The organism is Methylocystis suflitae (assembly GCF_024448135.1).
Taxonomy (GTDB): Bacteria; Pseudomonadota; Alphaproteobacteria; order Rhizobiales; family Beijerinckiaceae; genus Methylocystis; species Methylocystis suflitae.
The window spans coordinates 1-17,945 of the sequence record NZ_JAMRYX010000229.1; the positions used below are offsets into that span (position 1 = coordinate 1).

The 17,945-nt window shown below is 63.7% G+C and carries 14 protein-coding genes and 1 other RNA gene; 8 read left to right on the forward strand and 7 right to left on the reverse strand.

The window, feature by feature from the left end; all coding sequences use genetic code 11:
- Both NEI07_RS17280 and ffs read right to left on the reverse strand, forming a co-directional pair.
- On the reverse strand, positions 1 to 1,308 hold a 1,308-nt coding region (locus NEI07_RS17280; RefSeq protein WP_256036291.1), incomplete at its 3' end, for a DNA polymerase III subunit gamma/tau.
- Between the two features lie 76 nt (positions 1,309 to 1,384).
- An RNA gene (gene ffs / locus NEI07_RS17285) (signal recognition particle sRNA small type) lies at positions 1,385 to 1,481 on the reverse strand.
- Between the two features lie 137 nt (positions 1,482 to 1,618).
- Between ffs and NEI07_RS17290 the strand changes: the two genes are divergently transcribed.
- Entirely contained in the window at positions 1,619 to 2,770 is a 1,152-nt protein-coding gene (locus tag NEI07_RS17290; RefSeq protein ID WP_256036293.1) for an ATP phosphoribosyltransferase regulatory subunit, read from the forward strand.
- Complete coding sequence (hisG, locus tag NEI07_RS17295; protein ID WP_256036294.1) at positions 2,770 to 3,741, forward strand: ATP phosphoribosyltransferase; 972 nt, start codon at positions 2,770 to 2,772, stop codon at positions 3,739 to 3,741. The genes NEI07_RS17290 and hisG overlap by 1 nt, the downstream gene beginning before the upstream one ends.
- 125 nt (positions 3,742 to 3,866) lie before the next feature.
- Here hisG and NEI07_RS17300 read toward each other — a convergent pair whose 3' ends face one another.
- Positions 3,867 to 4,892, reverse strand: coding sequence for a histone deacetylase family protein (locus tag NEI07_RS17300; RefSeq protein WP_256036295.1), 1,026 nt, complete (start codon positions 4,890 to 4,892; stop codon positions 3,867 to 3,869).
- A gap of 129 nt (positions 4,893 to 5,021) precedes the next feature.
- On the opposite strand from NEI07_RS17300, the gene ada reads away from it, so the two are divergent.
- On the forward strand, positions 5,022 to 6,092 hold the full coding sequence (gene ada / locus NEI07_RS17305) for a bifunctional DNA-binding transcriptional regulator/O6-methylguanine-DNA methyltransferase Ada (protein ID WP_256036296.1): 1,071 nt from the start codon (positions 5,022 to 5,024) through the stop codon (positions 6,090 to 6,092).
- Positions 6,093 to 6,104: 12 nt separating this feature from the next.
- On the opposite strand, the gene NEI07_RS17310 is transcribed toward ada, so the two are convergent.
- Both NEI07_RS17310 and NEI07_RS17315 read right to left on the reverse strand, forming a co-directional pair.
- The gene (locus NEI07_RS17310) at positions 6,105 to 6,716 is read right to left on the reverse strand and encodes a hypothetical protein (RefSeq protein ID WP_256036297.1); all 612 of its coding nucleotides are present in this window, start codon (positions 6,714 to 6,716) and stop codon (positions 6,105 to 6,107) included.
- 55 nt (positions 6,717 to 6,771) lie between these two features.
- Entirely contained in the window at positions 6,772 to 7,260 is a 489-nt protein-coding gene (locus tag NEI07_RS17315; RefSeq protein ID WP_256036298.1) for a hypothetical protein, read from the reverse strand.
- A gap of 65 nt (positions 7,261 to 7,325) precedes the next feature.
- Here NEI07_RS17315 and hemW point away from each other — a divergent pair, with 65 nt between their 5' ends.
- Together hemW and NEI07_RS17325 are read left to right on the forward strand one after the other, a co-directional pair.
- Positions 7,326 to 8,495: a radical SAM family heme chaperone HemW gene (gene hemW / locus NEI07_RS17320; RefSeq protein WP_256036299.1), complete on the forward strand. Its 1,170-nt coding sequence runs from the start codon at positions 7,326 to 7,328 to the stop codon at positions 8,493 to 8,495.
- Positions 8,496 to 8,660: 165 nt separating this feature from the next.
- Positions 8,661 to 9,035, forward strand: coding sequence for a GNAT family N-acetyltransferase (locus tag NEI07_RS17325; protein WP_256036350.1), 375 nt, complete (start codon positions 8,661 to 8,663; stop codon positions 9,033 to 9,035).
- Positions 9,036 to 9,146: 111 nt separating this feature from the next.
- Here the strand turns inward: NEI07_RS17325 and NEI07_RS17330 are convergent, their stop codons facing one another.
- On the reverse strand, positions 9,147 to 9,920 hold the full coding sequence (locus tag NEI07_RS17330) for a methane monooxygenase/ammonia monooxygenase subunit C (RefSeq protein WP_256036300.1): 774 nt from the start codon (positions 9,918 to 9,920) through the stop codon (positions 9,147 to 9,149).
- A 222-nt stretch (positions 9,921 to 10,142) separates the two neighbouring features.
- Here NEI07_RS17330 and NEI07_RS17335 point away from each other — a divergent pair, with 222 nt between their 5' ends.
- Together NEI07_RS17335 and NEI07_RS17340 are read left to right on the forward strand one after the other, a co-directional pair.
- Entirely contained in the window at positions 10,143 to 10,529 is a 387-nt protein-coding gene (locus NEI07_RS17335) for a hypothetical protein (RefSeq protein ID WP_256036301.1), read from the forward strand.
- A gap of 344 nt (positions 10,530 to 10,873) precedes the next feature.
- Positions 10,874 to 13,720 (forward strand): AMP-binding protein, encoded by a 2,847-nt coding sequence (locus NEI07_RS17340; protein ID WP_256036302.1) that lies wholly within the window; start codon positions 10,874 to 10,876, stop codon positions 13,718 to 13,720.
- Positions 13,721 to 13,762: 42 nt separating this feature from the next.
- On the opposite strand, the gene aroC is transcribed toward NEI07_RS17340, so the two are convergent.
- A complete protein-coding gene (aroC, locus tag NEI07_RS17345; protein ID WP_256036303.1) occupies positions 13,763 to 14,845 on the reverse strand; it encodes a chorismate synthase in 1,083 nt (360 codons plus the stop codon).
- Positions 14,846 to 14,938: 93 nt separating this feature from the next.
- On the opposite strand from aroC, the gene polA reads away from it, so the two are divergent.
- Positions 14,939 to 17,932 (forward strand): DNA polymerase I, encoded by a 2,994-nt coding sequence (gene polA / locus NEI07_RS17350; RefSeq protein ID WP_256036304.1) that lies wholly within the window; start codon positions 14,939 to 14,941, stop codon positions 17,930 to 17,932.
- The last annotated feature ends 13 nt before the right edge of the window (positions 17,933 to 17,945 follow it).

The following is a 17,945-nucleotide window of genomic DNA, read 5'->3' on the forward strand; positions in this document are numbered from 1 at the left end:
TGCGCTTCGCGCTGAGGGCGCCGCGGAGTCGGCGCTCGAAGCGTTCTCCCCAAATCCCAGGCGGCGCAGCGCCTCCGACGGCGAAGGCATGTCGGCGGCGTAAGCGAGCCGCACCAGCACCATGTCGGCCGCCGCCAACGGCCGCTGCGCGCCGCGCAATTCGTCGACGCCTTTCATCAATATTTGCCAGGCGCGCGTGAGCGCAGGAACCGAAAGGCGCGTTGCGGCCTCTTCGCCGCGACGTTTCTCTTCGGGCGTCAACGCCGCCGACTGGGCGGTCTCCGGCGCAAGCTTCAGGCGTGTGGCGAGATGGGTGAATTCGGCGAGCTCCAGCAGCACCTGCGCCGGATCGGCGCCGCCGTTATACTGATCTTCGAGAATGGCGATCGCCTTGGCGATATCGCCCGACATCGCCGCTTCGAAAAGGTCGATGATTCGCGCTTTGTCGGCGACGCCGAGCATCAGCCGCAGATCCTCGGCGGCGATCGCGCCGCCCGCCGAATGCGCCGCGCCATAGGCGATCGCCTGATCGAGCAAGGACAGCGCATCGCGCGCCGAGCCTTCCGCCGCGCGCGCGATCATGGCGAGCGCTTCCGGCTCGATGGCGACGCCTTCGGCCTTGCAGACGCCCAGCAGATGATTGGCGAGCAGACCGGCGTCGATGCGGCGCAGATCAAAGCGCTGGCAGCGCGAACGCACCGTCACGGGCACCTTGTCGATTTCCGTCGTCGCGAAGATGAACTTCACATGCTCGGGCGGCTCTTCAAGCGTCTTCAGGAGACCGTTGAACGCGGCCTTCGAGAGCATGTGCACTTCGTCGATGATGTAGACTTTGGTCCGCGCCATCACTGGGCGGTAGCGGGCGTTGTCGATGATCTCGCGGATGTCGTCGATGCCCGTGTGCGAGGCGGCGTCCATTTCGAGCACGTCGACATGGCGCGAATCGATGATCGCCTGACAGTGGACGCCGAGCGCCTCCATATGAATCGTCGGCTGATTGATCGCGGGCCGCCCGTCTCCTGCCGGCAGTTCATAGTTGAAGGCGCGCGCGAGAATGCGCGCGGTCGTCGTCTTGCCGACGCCGCGCACGCCGGTCAGCAGATAGGCCTGATGAATTCGATTGAGATCGAAGGCGTTTTCGAGCGTGCGCACCATCGGCTCTTGGCCGATCAGGTCTACGAAGGTGGTCGGTCGATATTTGCGCGCCAGCACGCGATAGGCCGACGGCGGCGCCTGATCGGCGCCAAATAGCGAAGGCCCCTCGTCAGGCGCCAGCGATGGCCTCGGCGGATCGTGCTCGTGGTCCATCTGCATCCATCCGGCGGCAGACGAGCGACGAACAGCGCAGTATATTGCGCTACGCCATTCGCTGCTCGCCGAAGAAGGTGGGAGGCTGAACGAAGACCCGCCCAAGCTCGTTAGGGCTGCTTCCTTCCGGACCTGACCCGGTTGGCGAGTGAAGCGTCCACCGCCAACCTCCCGGCCCCTTATTTGGCAGACGAGCGCGAGGGATGCAAGGCTCCGGACCGCGGCCTTTGCTTTGGGCGTTCACCTTTCGCCCGGAGCAGGGGTGCGCAGGCGCGGCGCACTTGCTAAAGAGAGCGCAAATTCGAGGGATTTGCGCTTGAACGCCGTCACCGCCACTTCCGCAGAACGAGAAGCTACGAGCCTTGCGGCCATCCTCGCGCATTTCGCGCGCGAGGGGTTCGCACGCTGCGAGCCGCGCCTCCTGCAGCCGGCCCATGTATTTCTGGATCGATCCGGAGAGGATTTCCGCGGCCGGCTTTACCTGACGAGCGATGGCTCAGGCGCTGAATTTTGCCTGCGGCCGGAATATACGATTCCGGTCTGCCTCGATTATCTCGCCTCCGCTCGGGCGGGCGATCCGGCCGCATATGCGTATGGCGGCTCGATCTTTCGCGCGCCTGAACATGGCGCGACCGGCGACGGCGAGTTTCTTCAGGCGGGGCTGGAGAGCTTCGGCCGCCAGGACCGCGAAGCAGCGGACGTCGAAATTCTGGCCGCTTCGCTCGAGGCCGCGGCGGCGGCCGGCGCGACGGCGCTCAGGGTCCTGATCGGCGACGCCGGGCTCGTCGCGGCCTTCCTCGAACGACTTGAGATGCCGCCGGTCTGGCGGCGGCGTCTGGCGGCCGGGCACGCGCGCGGCCAAAGGATATCCGATATTTTTGCCTCGCCCGAACGCAATGGCGGATCGGAACAGTCGGGCGTCTTGGCGGCGCTGACCAAAGTCGACCCATCGGATGCGCGCCGTCTCGTCGAGGACTTGCTGTCTATCGCCGGCATCACCGCCGTCGGCGGCCGCAGCGCGGCTGAAATCGCCGAACGCTTTCTCGATCAAGCGACGCTCGCCGAAGGCGCGGGAGTGTCCAACGAGACGCGCGCGTTGGCGGAGACTTTTTTCACCATCGAAGGCGCGCCCGAGTCAGCTTCCGCAGCCATGCGCCGGCTGGCCGCCGACGCACAGCTTGACCTCTCCGCCGCGCTGGACGCGTTTGACGCGCGCGCCGAGGCCATCGCCGCGCGCGGCCTCGCCGTTCACGAGATCCGCTTCTCGGCAAGTTTTGCGCGTCATCTCGACTATTACACCGGCTTCGTTTTCGAGGCCCGCCACTCCAGCGAGGGCGAGCCGGTGATCGGCGGCGGACGCTACGACAGACTGCTCAAGACGCTCGGCGCAGCATCGGACATACCGGCTGTCGGCGCCGCGATCTGGATCGACCGTCTTTCCCCGAGCGCGGGAGAAGCATGATGGCGCCCGTGCAAAAACTCATCATCGCCTCCCCCTCAAAAGGCCGGCTGCAGGAGAACGCCGCTGCCTTCTTCGCGCGCGCCGGCCTGGAGCTGACGCAAGGCCGCGGCGCGCGCGACTATCGCGGCGCCGTCGCCGGAGTCGAAGGCGCGGAAGTCGCCTATCTCTCCGCGTCCGAGATTACGCGCCGGCTGGCCTTGGGCGAAGCCCATCTCGGCGTCACCGGCGAAGATCTGGTGCGCGAGGAGATCGCCGACGCCGACAAGAAGGTGGAGCTTCTCGCGCCGCTTGGGTTTGGCGCCGCGAATGTCGTCGTCGCGGTTCCGCAAGCCTGGATCGACGTGCGCTACATGAGCGATCTCGCCGACGTCGCCGATGGATTTCGCACACGCCACGGCCGCGGGCTGCGCGTTGCGACGAAATACGTCAACACGACGCGGCGCTTCTTCGCCGCTCATGGCGTGTCCGACTACCGCATCGTGGAAAGCTCAGGCGCAACCGAAGGCGCGCCCGCGGCGGGCTCCGCCGATCTCATCGTCGACATCACGACGACGGGCGCGACGCTCGCGGCGAATGCGCTGAAGATCATCGAGGACGGCGTCATTCTCCGCTCGCAGGCCAATCTCGTCGCCTCGCTGACGGCGCCTTGGAACGATGCGGCGCGCGAAGCGGCGCGCGTCATTCTCTCCCGCATCGCCGCGGAAGAAGAAGCGCGCACGACGCGCGACGTGCGCGCAAGCCTGCCAACGCCGAGCGAACATATCCTGCGAGAGGCCGAGGCGAGCTTCGGCGCCGGATTGCGCAACATGGACTACGAGTCAGCGACGTTTTCCTGTCCGGCGAAAAAAGTGGCGGCGCTCGCCGATTGGCTGATCGCCCGAGGCGCCAAAAGCGTCACCAGCGCGCGGCTCGATTACATCTTTCAGGCGGAGAACGCTTTGTGGAGCAGGCTGGCGGCGCGGCTTGGGTGATCAAAATGTCATTCCCGGCGGGTCGAAGACCCGACCGGGATTCCAGAGCCGCTACACTGAATCCAAGATTTTTCTGGATTCCCGATCACGCGCATCGCGCGTGTCGGAAATGACAAGCCGCAAACTCACGCTTCCATCAATGCGCCGACATGCGCCGCAACGCTGCGCGCAAGATCCTCTGGGCGATAGCCACCTTCGAGCAGCGAGACGATGCGACCCTTGCAGCGGCGTGCGGCGATCTCCATCACGCGCAGCGTGACGTCCCTGAAATCTTCGGCGATGAATCTTAATCCGCCGAGCGGATCATGGAGATGAGCGTCGAAGCCGGCGCAAAGAATGATGAGATCGGGCGAAAACGCATCGACACACGGCAGAATGCGAGATGACAGCGCCTCACGGAATTGCGTGCCGCCATCGCCCTTTGCGAGCGGCGCGTTGACGATCGTGTCATGCGCGCCGGTTTCGCTCACCGCCCCGGTTCCGGGATAAAGCGGCATCTGATGCGTCGAAGCGTAAAGCACGTTTCGATCGCTCCAGAAAATCTCCTGCACGCCATTGCCGTGATGCACGTCAAAATCGACGATGGCGACGCGCGACGCGCCATGCGCCGCGCGCGCATGCAGCGCCGCCACGGCGGCGTTGTTAAAAAAGCAAAAGCCCATCGGCGCGTCGCGCGTCGCATGATGTCCCGGCGGCCGCATGGCGACGAAAACATTCTTGGCGTCGCCGCGCATCACCGCATCGACGGCCGCGAGCGCGCCGCCGGCTGCGCGCAGCGCCGCTTCATGCGTGGCGCCGTTCATGGCGACGTCCGGACCAATGCGCGCATATCCCTCTGAAGGCGCCGATTTTGCGAGAAGCGCGAGGTGTTCAAAACTATGCGCGCGCGATAAAGCTTCCTGCGACGCTAAAGGCGCTTCGGCGCGCATGAGGCCTTCGAAACGCGCTTCGTCAAGCGCGCGCAGAATGGCGCGAAGGCGCTCCGGCCGCTCGACGTGACCCGGCCCCATGTCATGCGCGAGCGCAGCAGCATGTGTGACGAGCAGGGTCGAGGCCGTCGCGGCGCGCGCGCCGGAACAGGCAAGGCTTGCGCCGGCGCCGATAATGGCTTGCCGTCGCGTAAAGCCATCAATGTAGCGTTTTCGCGGCATTTCCGGTTCGGTCCGTGGCTCAACCATACAACATAGGTTCGCCCGGCGAGTATCGGCCGGATCTAGATTTGACCGCAAGAAACGCATTGCGGCGGTCGTCGCAAAAGATGGATGATGCGCGGAATGCAGATGAACGACATGACGCAGGCACATTCGCTCGACCCCGACGAGACGCGCTGGGCGGCGGTTGTCGCGCGCGATGCGCGCCGCGATGGCGACTTCTACTATTGCGTCGAAACGACTGGCGTCTATTGCCGACCCTCCTGCCCGTCTCGGCCGGCGAAACGCGCCAATGTGCGCTTTTGCGCCACAGCCGCCGAAGCGGAGGCGGCTGGTTTTCGTCCTTGCCGCCGCTGCCGGCCCGAGGCGCCGTCGCAGCAGGAACAGGACGCGCAGAAGATCGCCCGCGCCTGCCGAATGATCGAAGCGGCCGAAGCGCCGCCGACGCTTGCGCAGTTGGCGCGCACGATCGGATTGAGCCCCTATCATTTCCACCGACTGTTTTCGCGCATCGCCGGGGTTACGCCCAAGGCCTATGCTCAGGCGCATCGGCGCGCGCGCCTGCGCGACGAACTCAAAGAGAGCCGCACAGTGACAAAGGCGATCTATGATTCTGGCTATAATTCGAGCGCGCGGTTCTACGCGACGGCGAAGGACACATTGGGCATGACGCCAAGCGCCTATCGCGCAGGGGCGCCATGCGAGACGATCCGCTTCGCCATCGGCCAGTCGTCTCTGGGCGCGGTGCTGGTCGTGGCGAGCGCGAAGGGCATTTGCGCCATTTCGCTGGGAGATGACCCCGAAGACCTGCTGCGCGATCTGCAAGCTCGATTTCCGCGCGCCACGCTCGTCGGCGGCGATGCGGGCTTCGAAGGCTATGTCGCCGCGGCGGTGGGCATGGTGGAGCGACCGCAATCATCTTTTGAACTGCCGCTCGACATGCGCGGCACGGCCTTTCAACAGCGCGTCTGGGCCGCGCTGCGCGAAATTCCCGCGGGAGAAACGGCAAGCTACGCGGAGATCGCCCGACGCATCGGCGCGCCGAAAGCGACGCGCGCCGTCGCGGGCGCCTGCGCGGCCAATCCGGTGTCGCTCGCGGTTCCCTGCCATCGCGTCGTGCGCAGCGACGGCGCGCTTTCCGGCTACTATTGGGGAGTAGAGCGCAAACGCGAGCTGCTCGAACGTGAACGCAAACCGTGAACCGGCGGCGCATTACGCGCTTCGAAGCGAAGCATGTTCTTCATTGATCGCGTCGTGCAGCTCTTTCCATAGAGCATTGATGCGCACGTCCGGCCCCCAGTTGTAGAGCGCCTTGGCGACCTCCGCGATCGTCTCATTGATGGGTTCGCTTTCCCCCTCCTCCAACTCGAAAGAGAAGAGCTGCGGCGGCGCTTCGCCTTTCCAGGCGTCCCAATGTTCGTTCGAATAATTGGAAACGCCTCGCTGCGCCGCGAGCAGTTCTGGCGCGTATTTGGCGAAGCGTCGGCGCAAGGGGCCGTCAGCCGCCTCTGCACGATAGGCGTCGCGCACAACGAAATAGCGCACATGCTGCAGTTCATGCGCGAGACAGCAGCCAAGGCGCGCGTCGCTCATATGCGGATCGTAAAAAATTTCGATGCGGCCATCGGGAAAAGACTGTCCCTCCGAAGTGAAGCTTTGGCCGAGATAGTTGAACGTCTTTTTCTGTGGGCTGAGGGTCACTTTGCTGAGGTCGTAGCCGAACTCCGCCACGAGCGCCGCGAGCGTTCGCCGCTTCCTTAAGAAATCGGGCGCGTTTTCGATCTCGCTCACCGTCTGCACGGGCGCCGGGTCGGCATGCGGCATGCGCCGCGCGGCAAGCCTTGAGCGGAGAAAAGACAGCGCGTCAAAACCCCGCCGCTCACGTCCCAGGCGCACTTCCGAACGGCTCCTCATGCGTGATCACCCAATCGAATTCGGGATGCGCCGCGGCGACATGTTCCCACCATCGCCGGCCGTCCTGCAAGCGCGGCGAAAGGTCGTTGACCCGCAGCAGCCGGAACGCGCCGGGACGCTCCTTTACCCCGGCGATGACGGCCTCCACCATCGCCCGCCCCAAGCCGCGCTGCAAAGAGTTGATCTGTTCGAAAACCAGCGACGGCGGCTCATACGCGCCGGCGAGCAGAAGCGCGATCCCAGACGCCTCCCGCCCGTCGGGCGTGGTGATCAATTTCGAGGAGGTCGAGGCTTTGATTTCAAAGAACCCGCGCCCGTATGGCCGCGAATCGACGAATAGGCCCAGAGCCGCGAGATTGCGGGAGATCGCCTCGGCGATCGCCAGCATGGCTGCGTCCGGCTGTTGAACCGCCGGCTTCCTCCACCAGAACCGCAAAACGTCCCAAAACGCCATACAGCCTCCTAAAAGGGGGGCCCAGATCGCCGTGCCCTTCCCGCCATTCCATGCGATAAAGGACCATGGCGACACCGATTCGCAACGCTTTCGACCCCGGCTTTGGCGTCTATGTCCACTGGCCGTTCTGCCTGTCGAAATGCCCCTATTGCGATTTCAACAGCCACGTGAGGCGCGGCGACGTCGACGAGGACCGCTTCGTCGAGGCCTTCAGCGCGGAGCTTGCGCATCGCGCCGCGCTGACGCCCGGGCGCGAAGTCCGCTCGATTTTCTTTGGCGGCGGCACGCCGTCGTTGATGTCGCCTTCGACGGCGCAAGCCATTCTCTCCCAGATTTCGAGCCATTGGAGTCTCGCCAAAGACTGCGAAATCACGCTCGAAGCCAATCCGACGAGCGTCGAGGCTTCGCGTTTCAAGGGGTTCAAAGCCGCCGGCGTCAACCGCGTCTCGCTCGGCGTGCAGGCCTTGAACGACATTGACCTTCGCGCGCTCGGCCGGCAGCATTCCGTTGCAGAAGCCCTGATGGCGCTCGACGTCGCCAATTCCGTCTTTGAGCGGACATCGTTTGATCTGATCTATGGCCGCTCGGGCCAGACCGCCGCCGCCTGGCGAAAGGAGCTGGAGCTGGCGCTCACCCGTTCGCCGGAGCATGTCTCGCTTTATCAGCTGACGATCGAGCCGGACACGATGTTCGAGCGCATGGTCAACACCGGCAAGATGGCGTTGCCCGACGCCGATACGCAGCGCGCGCTCTGGGACGTGACGCAGGAAGTCACCGCCCGCGCCGGCCTGCCGGCTTACGAAGTCTCCAATCATGCGCGGCCCGGCGCCGAGTGTCGGCACAATCTGGTGTATTGGCGCTACGGCGAATATGTCGGCGTCGGTCCCGGCGCGCATGGGCGGGTGGTCACGCCGCGCGGGCGGCGCGCCCAGTCCACCGAGCGGCATCCCGAGATGTGGCTGACCTGCGTCGAGACCGAAGGCCACGGCATCATCGAGGACGAATTGCTCTCGTCCGAGCAGGAAGGCGACGAATTCCTGCTAATGGGGCTGCGGCTGCGCGAAGGCGTCGATCCGCAGCGCTATTTCCTGCTGACCGGCAAACGCTTGTCGCAGTCGCGCATCAGCGAACTGATTGGCGACGGGCTGGTCGAATTCACCCGCGACAACAGGCTGCGCGTGAGCTCCGAGGGTTTCCCGGTGCTCGATGCGGTGGTCGCGGACCTCGCGGCGTAGCGGCGCGCCGCCGTTCTTGTCGCAGCGGTCGCGACCGTGACCTATATCGTAAGGATCACCGCTCCCTCTGATGCAGACGCGGTGAGCGCCCTTCTGGCGGCGAGCTATTCAACTCTGTTGGCGTCGCATTACGAAAAGGCGGTGCTCGAACGAGCCTTGCCTTTCATGACAAAGGCAAATCCGACACTCCTCGCATCTGGCGCCTTCTACGTCGCGCAGAGCAGCCACGGCGAACTCATCGGATGCGGAGGCTGGTCGCTTGAGCATCCAGGGACCGCCAAGATCGTCCGAGGGGAAGCGCATATCCGACATTTCGCCACCCATCCCGGCTGGGCTCGCTTGGGCGTCGCGCGTTCCATTATGAATCGGTGCTGCATGGACGCTAAGGCTCGGGACGTAAGCGAACTTCATTGTTGCTCAACGTACGCTGCCGAAAATTTTTACAAGGCGCTAGGATTTAAAACGATAGCGGAGGCGAATGTCCATCTTGATTCGGAGACGTCATTCCCGGCCGTGCTGATGCGACACGCATTGCCGTGAGGCAGATTCAGCCACATGGAAGCGTCGGCTTCTGCACATGCAGCGAACCTGAGAAAGCAACCGGCGCCGCTCCAAGAGTCGGCGCCGGCTTCGCAATATGCGGCGGGTGACTTAACGTCGATAGAGCTGCTCTAGCACATCCGCGCCGAGGAGTTCGTGAAGACGGCCAAGGATCAGCAGCACGACGCCGAAAGTCGCTAGCGACATCCAGCCGAAAAAGACGAAGCCCCAATGCAGCGGACCTGCAAAGCCTTCGTCCATTGCCCAGAACGTGTGACCCCATTCATTGAATCCCACATTCGGGATCGTCATGAAGACGCCGACGACAAGAACCACGAAGGCGAGAGAATAGCCCTTCGCGAAAGTCGGCAGACGCGTTTTCGCATAGCAGAACGCGCCGAGCCCGATGATCGAAAAAAGCGGATATGCAATATAGAAGGTGATGATATTGCTCGGCGTGAAATCCGTGTCGCGCACGGCGGTCATGTGCCAGACCGCCGTCTGCTCCGAAAAGAAGCTTAAGCCCCAAAACAGGGCGAGCGCGAAAACGAGCAGCCACTGGACGAGATAAACAAGCCGTCGCGTTTCGGCTGAGGCTTGCAAATTCGCCAGATCGCGATCGCGCGTGCGCCACAGAAAGCCGACGAGGCCGACCGCGCCCAAGCACGACGCGAGAATCGCAAATTGCAACAGGCCCAACCAATAGAGCTGAAACTCTGGCGAGAAGGAATCGAGGCCGAAGCTCCAGGCGAAGATTTGTTCATAGAGGCGCAGGAAGGCCACGAAGAACATCAGCGCCAAAACGCCGATAAGAACGGGCCTGGTGTCGATAATTCGTTCGGCGCTTCGGGCGGCGGAACGGGCCTCTGCTTTTGTCATGCTCATAAGTCATCTCCAAAATTCTGGTTATGGGGGGCATGCCCCTTCGAATGGTTTGATGCGCGCGCTCGGCAGTCGCCGCGTCTGCTATCGCAGCCGTCGCAACAGGATCCGTTGAAGGATCTTTCGCGAACGCGCTCTCGCTGCATCGCCATCGCAATGATGGCGGCTGCGTTGGATTTCAGCGCGAGAAAAACTTCAGCCCTGTCGGGGAGGAGCTCGTGGCGATTGAGGCGCGCGCTTTGGCTCGATGCGCGGCGCGTGACCGAACCTCTCCAGCGGAGGCGAATGCGCCTCAGCTGGAAAAATCAGAGCGATCGAAACGACTGGCTTGGAAGGAGGCGCGTCCAACGCGCCATTGTGAAGAACGCAACAGAACCCATGGCGATGGCGTTCATTTGGGAAAAGCGGCGCTTCGCCGTTCACCGCATCCTGCGGCGCGCAGATTGTTCCGAAAGCGACGCCTTCTCCCAGCGCAATGGCGCCTGCACCCGCGCTCGTGGTCTGCACGAGCAGAAGGAAAGCGATGAGCGCCGCAAAAATGCGCGCGCGCTGACTTTTCCGCTGGAAGATTGGATCCACCGCCGCCTCTCGGGTTCCAAGTACCGAACTTAGGTTTCAATCCTGGGCGCGGTCAAGCGAGGTAACGAAAAACCGCTGTGCGACCAAGCGACGCGTCATTTTTGATGCATGACAAAGCGAATGCGCGACGCCGCTTCACGCTTGATTACATGACTCGCGCTCGATCCGGGTTGGTCGGATTCCGGGACAGTGAGTCTGTCGATATGGACTTGCTTCTCGCAGTAACCCTCCAGCTTTGCCGTCACTGTGCGGGGGCGCGCAACTTTCGATCGGCCTTCCGGGTCGCACATGATGTTCGCCCAGCAGACTCGCCGAGTCGGAGGCGCGACCATAGATCTATCGAGCGACGCGTTATGCGGCGCATGAGTGGAAAGTCCATGCCGGAGGCGAAATCAGGCCTTGAGCGGGCGTCGATGCGCCCCGTGGAAGACGCCCAGGAGATCGTTCTTGAGGTCGTCCGCGGTCTCGTCATCGAGTTGCATCCGGATATGGTCGAGGCGCGTCTCGTGCAGCTCGACAGCGACCTTGATCGCGATCTGGCGCTGGATAGCCTGACCCGCGCCGAGCTGTTGCTGCGGCTCAACCGCAAATTCAAGGTGCAGCTCTCCGAACGGCTCCTGGGAGAGGTCAGCCGTCCCCGCGATCTCCTCAACGCCGTTCTCGCGGCCGGCGCCGCGGTCGCGCCTGCGGCGCCTCGTCCAGCTCCGCACCTTACGCTTGAGTCTGTGGACGAACCGCTCGAGGCCAAAACGCTGGTCGAGGCGCTGGCTCAACACGCAACGCGGCATGGCGCGCGCGAAAATGTTCTTCTTTGGCGCGCTGAAGGGCCTCCGGAGCCTCTGACGTATCACGACCTCTATCACGCCGCCCGGGCCGCGGCTGGCGGCCTCATCGAACGAGGCGTTGGCTCTGGCGATCGCATCGCGATCATGCTGCCGACGAGCCGTGATTTCTTCGTTGCCTTTTTCGCGGTTTTGTTCTGCGGCGCTGTTCCCGTTCCGATTTACCCGCCATTTCGTCTATCGCAGATTGAGGATCATCTGCGCCGCCAAGCCGGCATATTGTCGAACGCTGAGGCCTGTGCGCTGATCACCAACGACGAGATCAGAATTGTCGGACGCTTGCTCTACGGGCTGGTCGGCGCGCTTCAACACATCGTGACGATTCCCGAGTTGAGCTCTGCGGCGCCTTTGCCCGCGCCATTGCCGGCGCCGCCCGACGCGACAGCGCTCATTCAATACACCTCGGGCAGCACAGGCGACCCCAAGGGCGTTGTGCTGTCGCACGCCAATCTTCTCGCTAACATTCGCGCCATGGGCGCCGTGTTGAAGGCATCCTCGGCGGACAGGGTCGTCAGTTGGCTGCCGCTCTATCACGACATGGGGCTGATCGGTTGCTGGCTGGGCAGTCTCTACTATGGAGCGCCTGCGCTGATCATGTCGCCGCTGTCTTTTCTCGTTGATCCGGCCCGCTGGCTGTGGGCGATCGACGCTCATAAAGCGACGATCTCGGCGGCGCCGAATTTTGCGTACGAGCTCTGCCTGAAGGCCATCGACGATACGAAGCTCGCCAATCTCGATCTTTCTTCGCTGCGCGCAATCATGAACGGCGCTGAACCGGTGAGCCCAATATCAATAACGCGCTTTGTCCAACGGTTTTCGGCTTATGGCTTTCAGCACCAGATGATGACTCCCGTCTACGGCCTCGCGGAAAATGCGGTGGGGCTCGCCTTTCCGCCGCTCGGCAGAGGACCGCTCATCGATCGCGTCGATCGGAAAGCGCTCGATCGGGACGGCGTGGCGCGCGTGGCGGGCGCCAGCGGCGAGGATGTCATTTCCTTGGTGGCTTGCGGGCGTCCTCTCCCGCATCACGAGATCCGCATCGTCGATGACTCCAGTCGCGAATTGCCTGAACGCCAGGAGGGACGCATCCAGTTTCGCGGGCCATCCGCAACGCGAGAATATTTCCAAAATCCGGAAAAGACTCGCGCGCTGTTCGACGGCGACTGGCTCGAGACGGGCGACCGCGGCTATGTCGCCGGCGGCGACGTTTTCGTCACCGGCCGCATCAAGGATTTGATCAAGCGCGCGGGGCGCAACATCTATCCGCAGGAGCTCGAAGAGGCTGTCGGGTCGCTCGAAGGGACGAGAAAAGGCTGCGTCGCGGTGTTTCCCGCGCTCGACGCGCGCGCCGGCACGGAACGACTCATCGTTCTGGCCGAAACGCGCCTGACCGAAGACGCAAGGCGGGAATCGCTGCGCAAAATGATCGTCGAGGCGTCCCAAGCCTTGCTTGATCTCGCACCGGATGAAGTCGTCCTCGTTCCGCCGCACACCATCCCGAAAACCTCGAGCGGCAAGATACGACGCTCGGCTGCGCGCGCTATGTTCGAATCCGGTCGGCTGCGCGTGAAAAGCGAGAGCCCGCAATTGCAGCTTGTCCGCATCGCCCTGTCGGGCGCAGCGCCGCGGCTGCGCAAAGCCCTGTCCAACCTCGCGACCTCGGCATACAATGGCTACGCGTGGAGCGTGCTGACGTTAATTGGCGTTTTCGTTTGGCCATGCGTGCTGGCGACGCCAAAGCGGTCATGGCGTCACCGCCTTGTCAGCGCCGCGGCTCGATCGTTTTTTCGCATGATCGGATGCCCCCTCTCGGTCACGTGCGACGCGCCGCTCCCGCAAGACAATGCGATCCTCGTCGCCAATCATTCCAGCTATCTCGACAGCGCCGTGCTGGTCGCCGTCTGCGCGGGAGAACTCTCCTTCATTGCGAAGGAAGAGCTCGCGCATCAGCGCGTCGCCGGACCCTTCTTGCGGCGACTCGGCGCGATTTTCGTTCGCCGCTCTGATCCGGCAGGCGGCGTCGCCGACGCCAGGGAAGCCTTGAAGTCGGCACGCGCCGGCGTGCGTCTGGTCTGGTTTCCGGAGGGCACCTTTTCGCGCATGCCGGGACTGCTAGGGTTTCATATCGGCGCGTTTTCCAGCGCCGCGCAGTTGGGGCTTCCAATTGTGCCGATCACCATACGCGGCACGCGTTCGATTTTGCGCAGCGATTCATGGCTGTTCAGGCGAGGCCCGATCGCCGTCCATATCGGCGCGCCGATCGCGCCCGAGGGCGATGATTTCCAAGCGGCGATCGCGTTGCGCGACGCCGCCCGCCAAAGAATATTGGAGCGTTGCGGCGAACCCGACCTCGGTCACGAGCGCGTGGCGTTGACGGGGTAAGCCGACTCGCGACGACTCGCGATCAGCCCCGCGACGCGGCCCTCACCCCATTTGCCCGCGATGGCGCAGGAAGTGGTCGGCGAGCACGCACGCCATCATCGCTTCGCCCACCGGAACGGCGCGAATGCCGACGCAGGGATCGTGACGGCCCTTCGTAATGATCTCAGTCTCATTGCCAGAGCGATCGATCGTGCGGCGCGGCGTCAGAATCGACGACGTCGGCTTCACTGCAAAGCGCACGACGATGGGCTGGCCTGTCGAAATGCCGCCGAGCACGCCGCCGGCGTTATTGGACAAAAACTGCGGTCCGTTTTGTCCGGCGCGCATCTCGTCGGCGTTGTCTTCGCCGGTCAGCTCGGCGGCGGCGAAGCCCGCGCCGATCTCGACGCCCTTCACCGCATTGATCGACATCATTGCCGCGGCGAGATCGGCGTCGAGCTTGCCGTAAACCGGCGCGCCCCAACCAACCGGAACGCCCTCGACGACAATCTCGATCACCGCGCCCACGGAGGAGCCATCCTTGCGCACGCCATCGAGATAATCAGCCCATAATTCCGCCGCGCGCGCGTCCGGACAGAAAAGCGGATTGCGCTCCACCTCGTCCCAGTCGAACCGCGCGCGGTCGATTCTGTGCGGGCCAACCTGCACCAGCGCGCCGCGAATCGTCACGCCGGCGATGACCTTCCGCGCGATGGCCCCGGCGGCGACTCGCGCCGCGGTTTCCCGCGCCGAGGAGCGCCCGCCGCCGCGATAATCCCGGACGCCATATTTCGCGTCGTAGACGTAATCGGCGTGGCCGGGCCGATATTTGTCGGCGATCTCGCCATAGTCCTTTGAGCGCTGGTCGGTATTTTCGATCACGAGCGCGATCGGGGTTCCGGTCGTCACCTGTCGGCCATCGCCGTCAGAAAAAACGCCCGAAAGAATCTTCACCTCATCCGCCTCCCGCCGCTGCGTCGTGAAGCGGGATTGTCCCGGCTTGCGCTTGTCCAGAAAGCCCTGGATCTCCTCCGCTTCCAGCGGAATTTTCGGCGGACAGCCGTCAACGATCGCGCCGAGCGCCGGCCCGTGGCTCTCGCCGAAGGTGGTGACGCGGAAAAGATGGCCGAAACTGTTGTGGGACATGCGATCTTCTAGGCTTGGCGTCGGCGACGGTCAAACGGCGGTTTCGGGGTCCAGCGTCATGACGCGGCGCGCGCGCGCCGCTAAGATAGGCGCATGACCCTCACGCATAAGCCCGTCGGCCCCGGGAGCCACATCTTCCTCGTTGACGGCTCCTCCTTCGTCTTTCGCGCCTATTTCCAGTCGATCCGACAGGATGCGAAATACAACTATCGCTCCGACCGGCTGCCGACCGGCGCCGTGCGGCTGTTCTGCACGAAGCTGTTGCAGTTCGTGCGCGAAGGCGCGGCCGGCGTGAAGCCCACGCATCTCGCCATCATCTTCGACAAGAGCGAGCATTCCTTCCGAAAGGATCTTTATCCAGAATATAAAGCGCACCGCACCGAGCCGCCGGACGATCTCATTCCGCAATTCCCGCTGATGCGCGCCGTCGTGCGCGCTTTCGGCCTCACCCCGATCGAACAGGACGTCTACGAGGCCGACGATCTCATCGCCACCTATGCGACGCAGGCGCAGGCCAAGGGCGCGGACGTGCTGATCGTCTCGGCCGACAAGGATCTGATGCAGCTCGTCGGTGCCGGGGTCAGAATGTACGACCCCGCCTCGGGGACGGCTGGAACGAAAGGCGCGCGCGAAGAACGCCTCATCGGCGAAGCCGAGGTCGTCGATTATTTCGGCGTTACGCCGGACAAGGTCGTCGACGTGCAGGCGCTCGCGGGCGATTCCACTGATAATGTGCCGGGCGCAAGAGGCATCGGCGTCAAAACCGCTGCTCAGCTCATCAATGAATATGGCGATCTCGAAACGCTGCTCGCCCAAGCGCCCGGCATAAAGCAGCCCAAGCGCCGCGAGGCGCTGACCGAGCCGGACGCGGTCGCGCGCATCCTTCTTTCGAAGAAGCTCTGCGAACTGGTTCGCGACGTCCCCCTGGATACGCCGCTCGAAGACCTTGGCCTTCATCAACCAGACGCGGCGAAGCTGATCGCTTTTCTGCAGGCGATGGAGTTCACGACGATCACCCGCCGCGTCGCCGAAATGTATGGGCTCCAGGCGCAGGATATCGAGCCGGATCCCGGTTATGTGGGCGCGGCCGGCTGGCGCGGGCGCAACGGTGAATTGTCCGAAATCGCGGCGCCCGCTGCTGAAGCGCCGAAGCGCGTTGAGAAAGCAACAAGCGACGCCCTCACGCCCGCGAGCCTCGTCGCCGCGCGTCACGCCGAAGCGAAGGCGGTCAAGATCGACCGCTCCAGCTATGAGACGGTCATCTCGGCCGAGCGTCTGGATGATTGGATCACGGAAGCCGCTGGCGCAGGACTCGTCGCGATCAATGTCGAAACGACCTTGCCGGACCCAATGCGTTGCGAACTCATCGGCGTCGCCCTGGCGACCGCGCCAGGACGCGCCTGCTATGTCCCACTGCAGCATCGCTCGGGCGACTCGGCTGACCTTTTTTCCGGCGCCAATTTGGTCGAGGGACAGATCCCGCTCGACACGGCTCTCGCGCGATTAAAGCCGCTGTTTGAGGACGCCTCGATTCTCAAAATCGCACATAATATGAAGCATGATCTGCTGGTTCTTTCGCGCTACGGAATCGACGTCGCGCCGATCGACGACGCCATGCTCATGTCCTACGCGCTGGACTCGGGACGTGGCGATCATCGTCTCGAAGAGCTGGCGCGCAATTATTGCGGACACGAGGCTCTGACCTTCGCCTCCGTCGCCGGCGCGGGCCGCAATTTTCTCGGCTTTGCCCGCGCCGCGCTCACGGCGGCGACGGAATACGCCGCCGAACGGGCGGACATTTCCCTGCGCCTTTGGCGCGTGCTGAAGCCGCGGCTTTTGGCCGAGCGCATGACTGCCGTCTACGAGACCTTGGAGCGGCCGATGGTCGCGACGCTCGCCCGCATGGAGCGAAGGGGCGTCACCGTCGAGCGCGCGACCCTGTCGCGACTCTCCGGCGAATTTGCGCAGGACATGGCGCGTCTCGAGGCCGAGATCTTCGAACTTGCCGGCGAGAGTTTCAACCTTGGCTCGCCCAAGCAGTTGGGCGACATTCTTTTCGGCAAGATGGGGTTGCCCGGCGCGAAGAAAACGGCGACCGGCGCCTGGTCGACTTCCGCAAGCGTTCTCGAAGACCTCGCCGTCGCCGGCAATGATTTTTCACGCCGCATTCTCGATTGGCGACAGCTCTCCAAGCTCAAGAGCACCTACGCCGACGCCCTGCCCGGCTATATCAACGCCGAGACCGGTCGCGTCCACACGAGCTATGCGCTCGCCGCCACGACCACGGGCAGGCTCTCTTCATCCGAGCCCAATCTGCAGAACATTCCCGTGCGCAATGAGGCCGGCCGCAAAATTCGCAAGGCCTTTGTCTCGGCGCCCGGCCATGTGCTGATCTCGGCGGATTACTCGCAGATCGAGTTGCGGCTGCTCGCCCATATCGCCGACATTCCTCAGCTCAGACGCGCCTTCGCCGAAAACCTCGACATTCACGCGATGACGGCGAGCGAGATGTTCAATGTGCCGATCAAGGACATGCCGCCCGAAACGCGCCGCCGCGCCAAGGCGATCAACTTCGGCATCATCTACGGCATTTCCGCCTTCGGCCTCGCCAATCAGCTGAGCATTCCGCGCGAAGAGGCGAGCGCCTACATCAAGCGCTATTTCGAACGCTTTCCCGGCATTCGCGACTACATGGATTCAACGCGCAAGACGGTGCGCGAGAAAGGCGAAGTCTCAACGATTTTTGGCCGAATCTACCACTTCCCCGGCATCTCCTCGGCCAATGCGTCAGACCGCGCCTTCTATGAGCGCGCCGCGATCAATGCGCCGATTCAGGGCGCGGCCGCGGACATCATCAGACGCGCCATGATACGGATGGACGAGGCGCTCATTCGCGCCGGTCTCTCGGCGCAGATGCTTCTGCAGGTGCATGACGAGCTTGTCTTCGAAGCGCCGAACGATGAAGCCGAGGCGACGATCGAACTCGCGCGCCGCGTCATGGAGCAGGCGCCCGCGCCCGCCGTCCATCTCGCCGTGCCGCTGAAAGTCGATGCGCGCGCCGCCGCCAATTGGGACGAAGCCCACTGAGGCCCTCACAGCG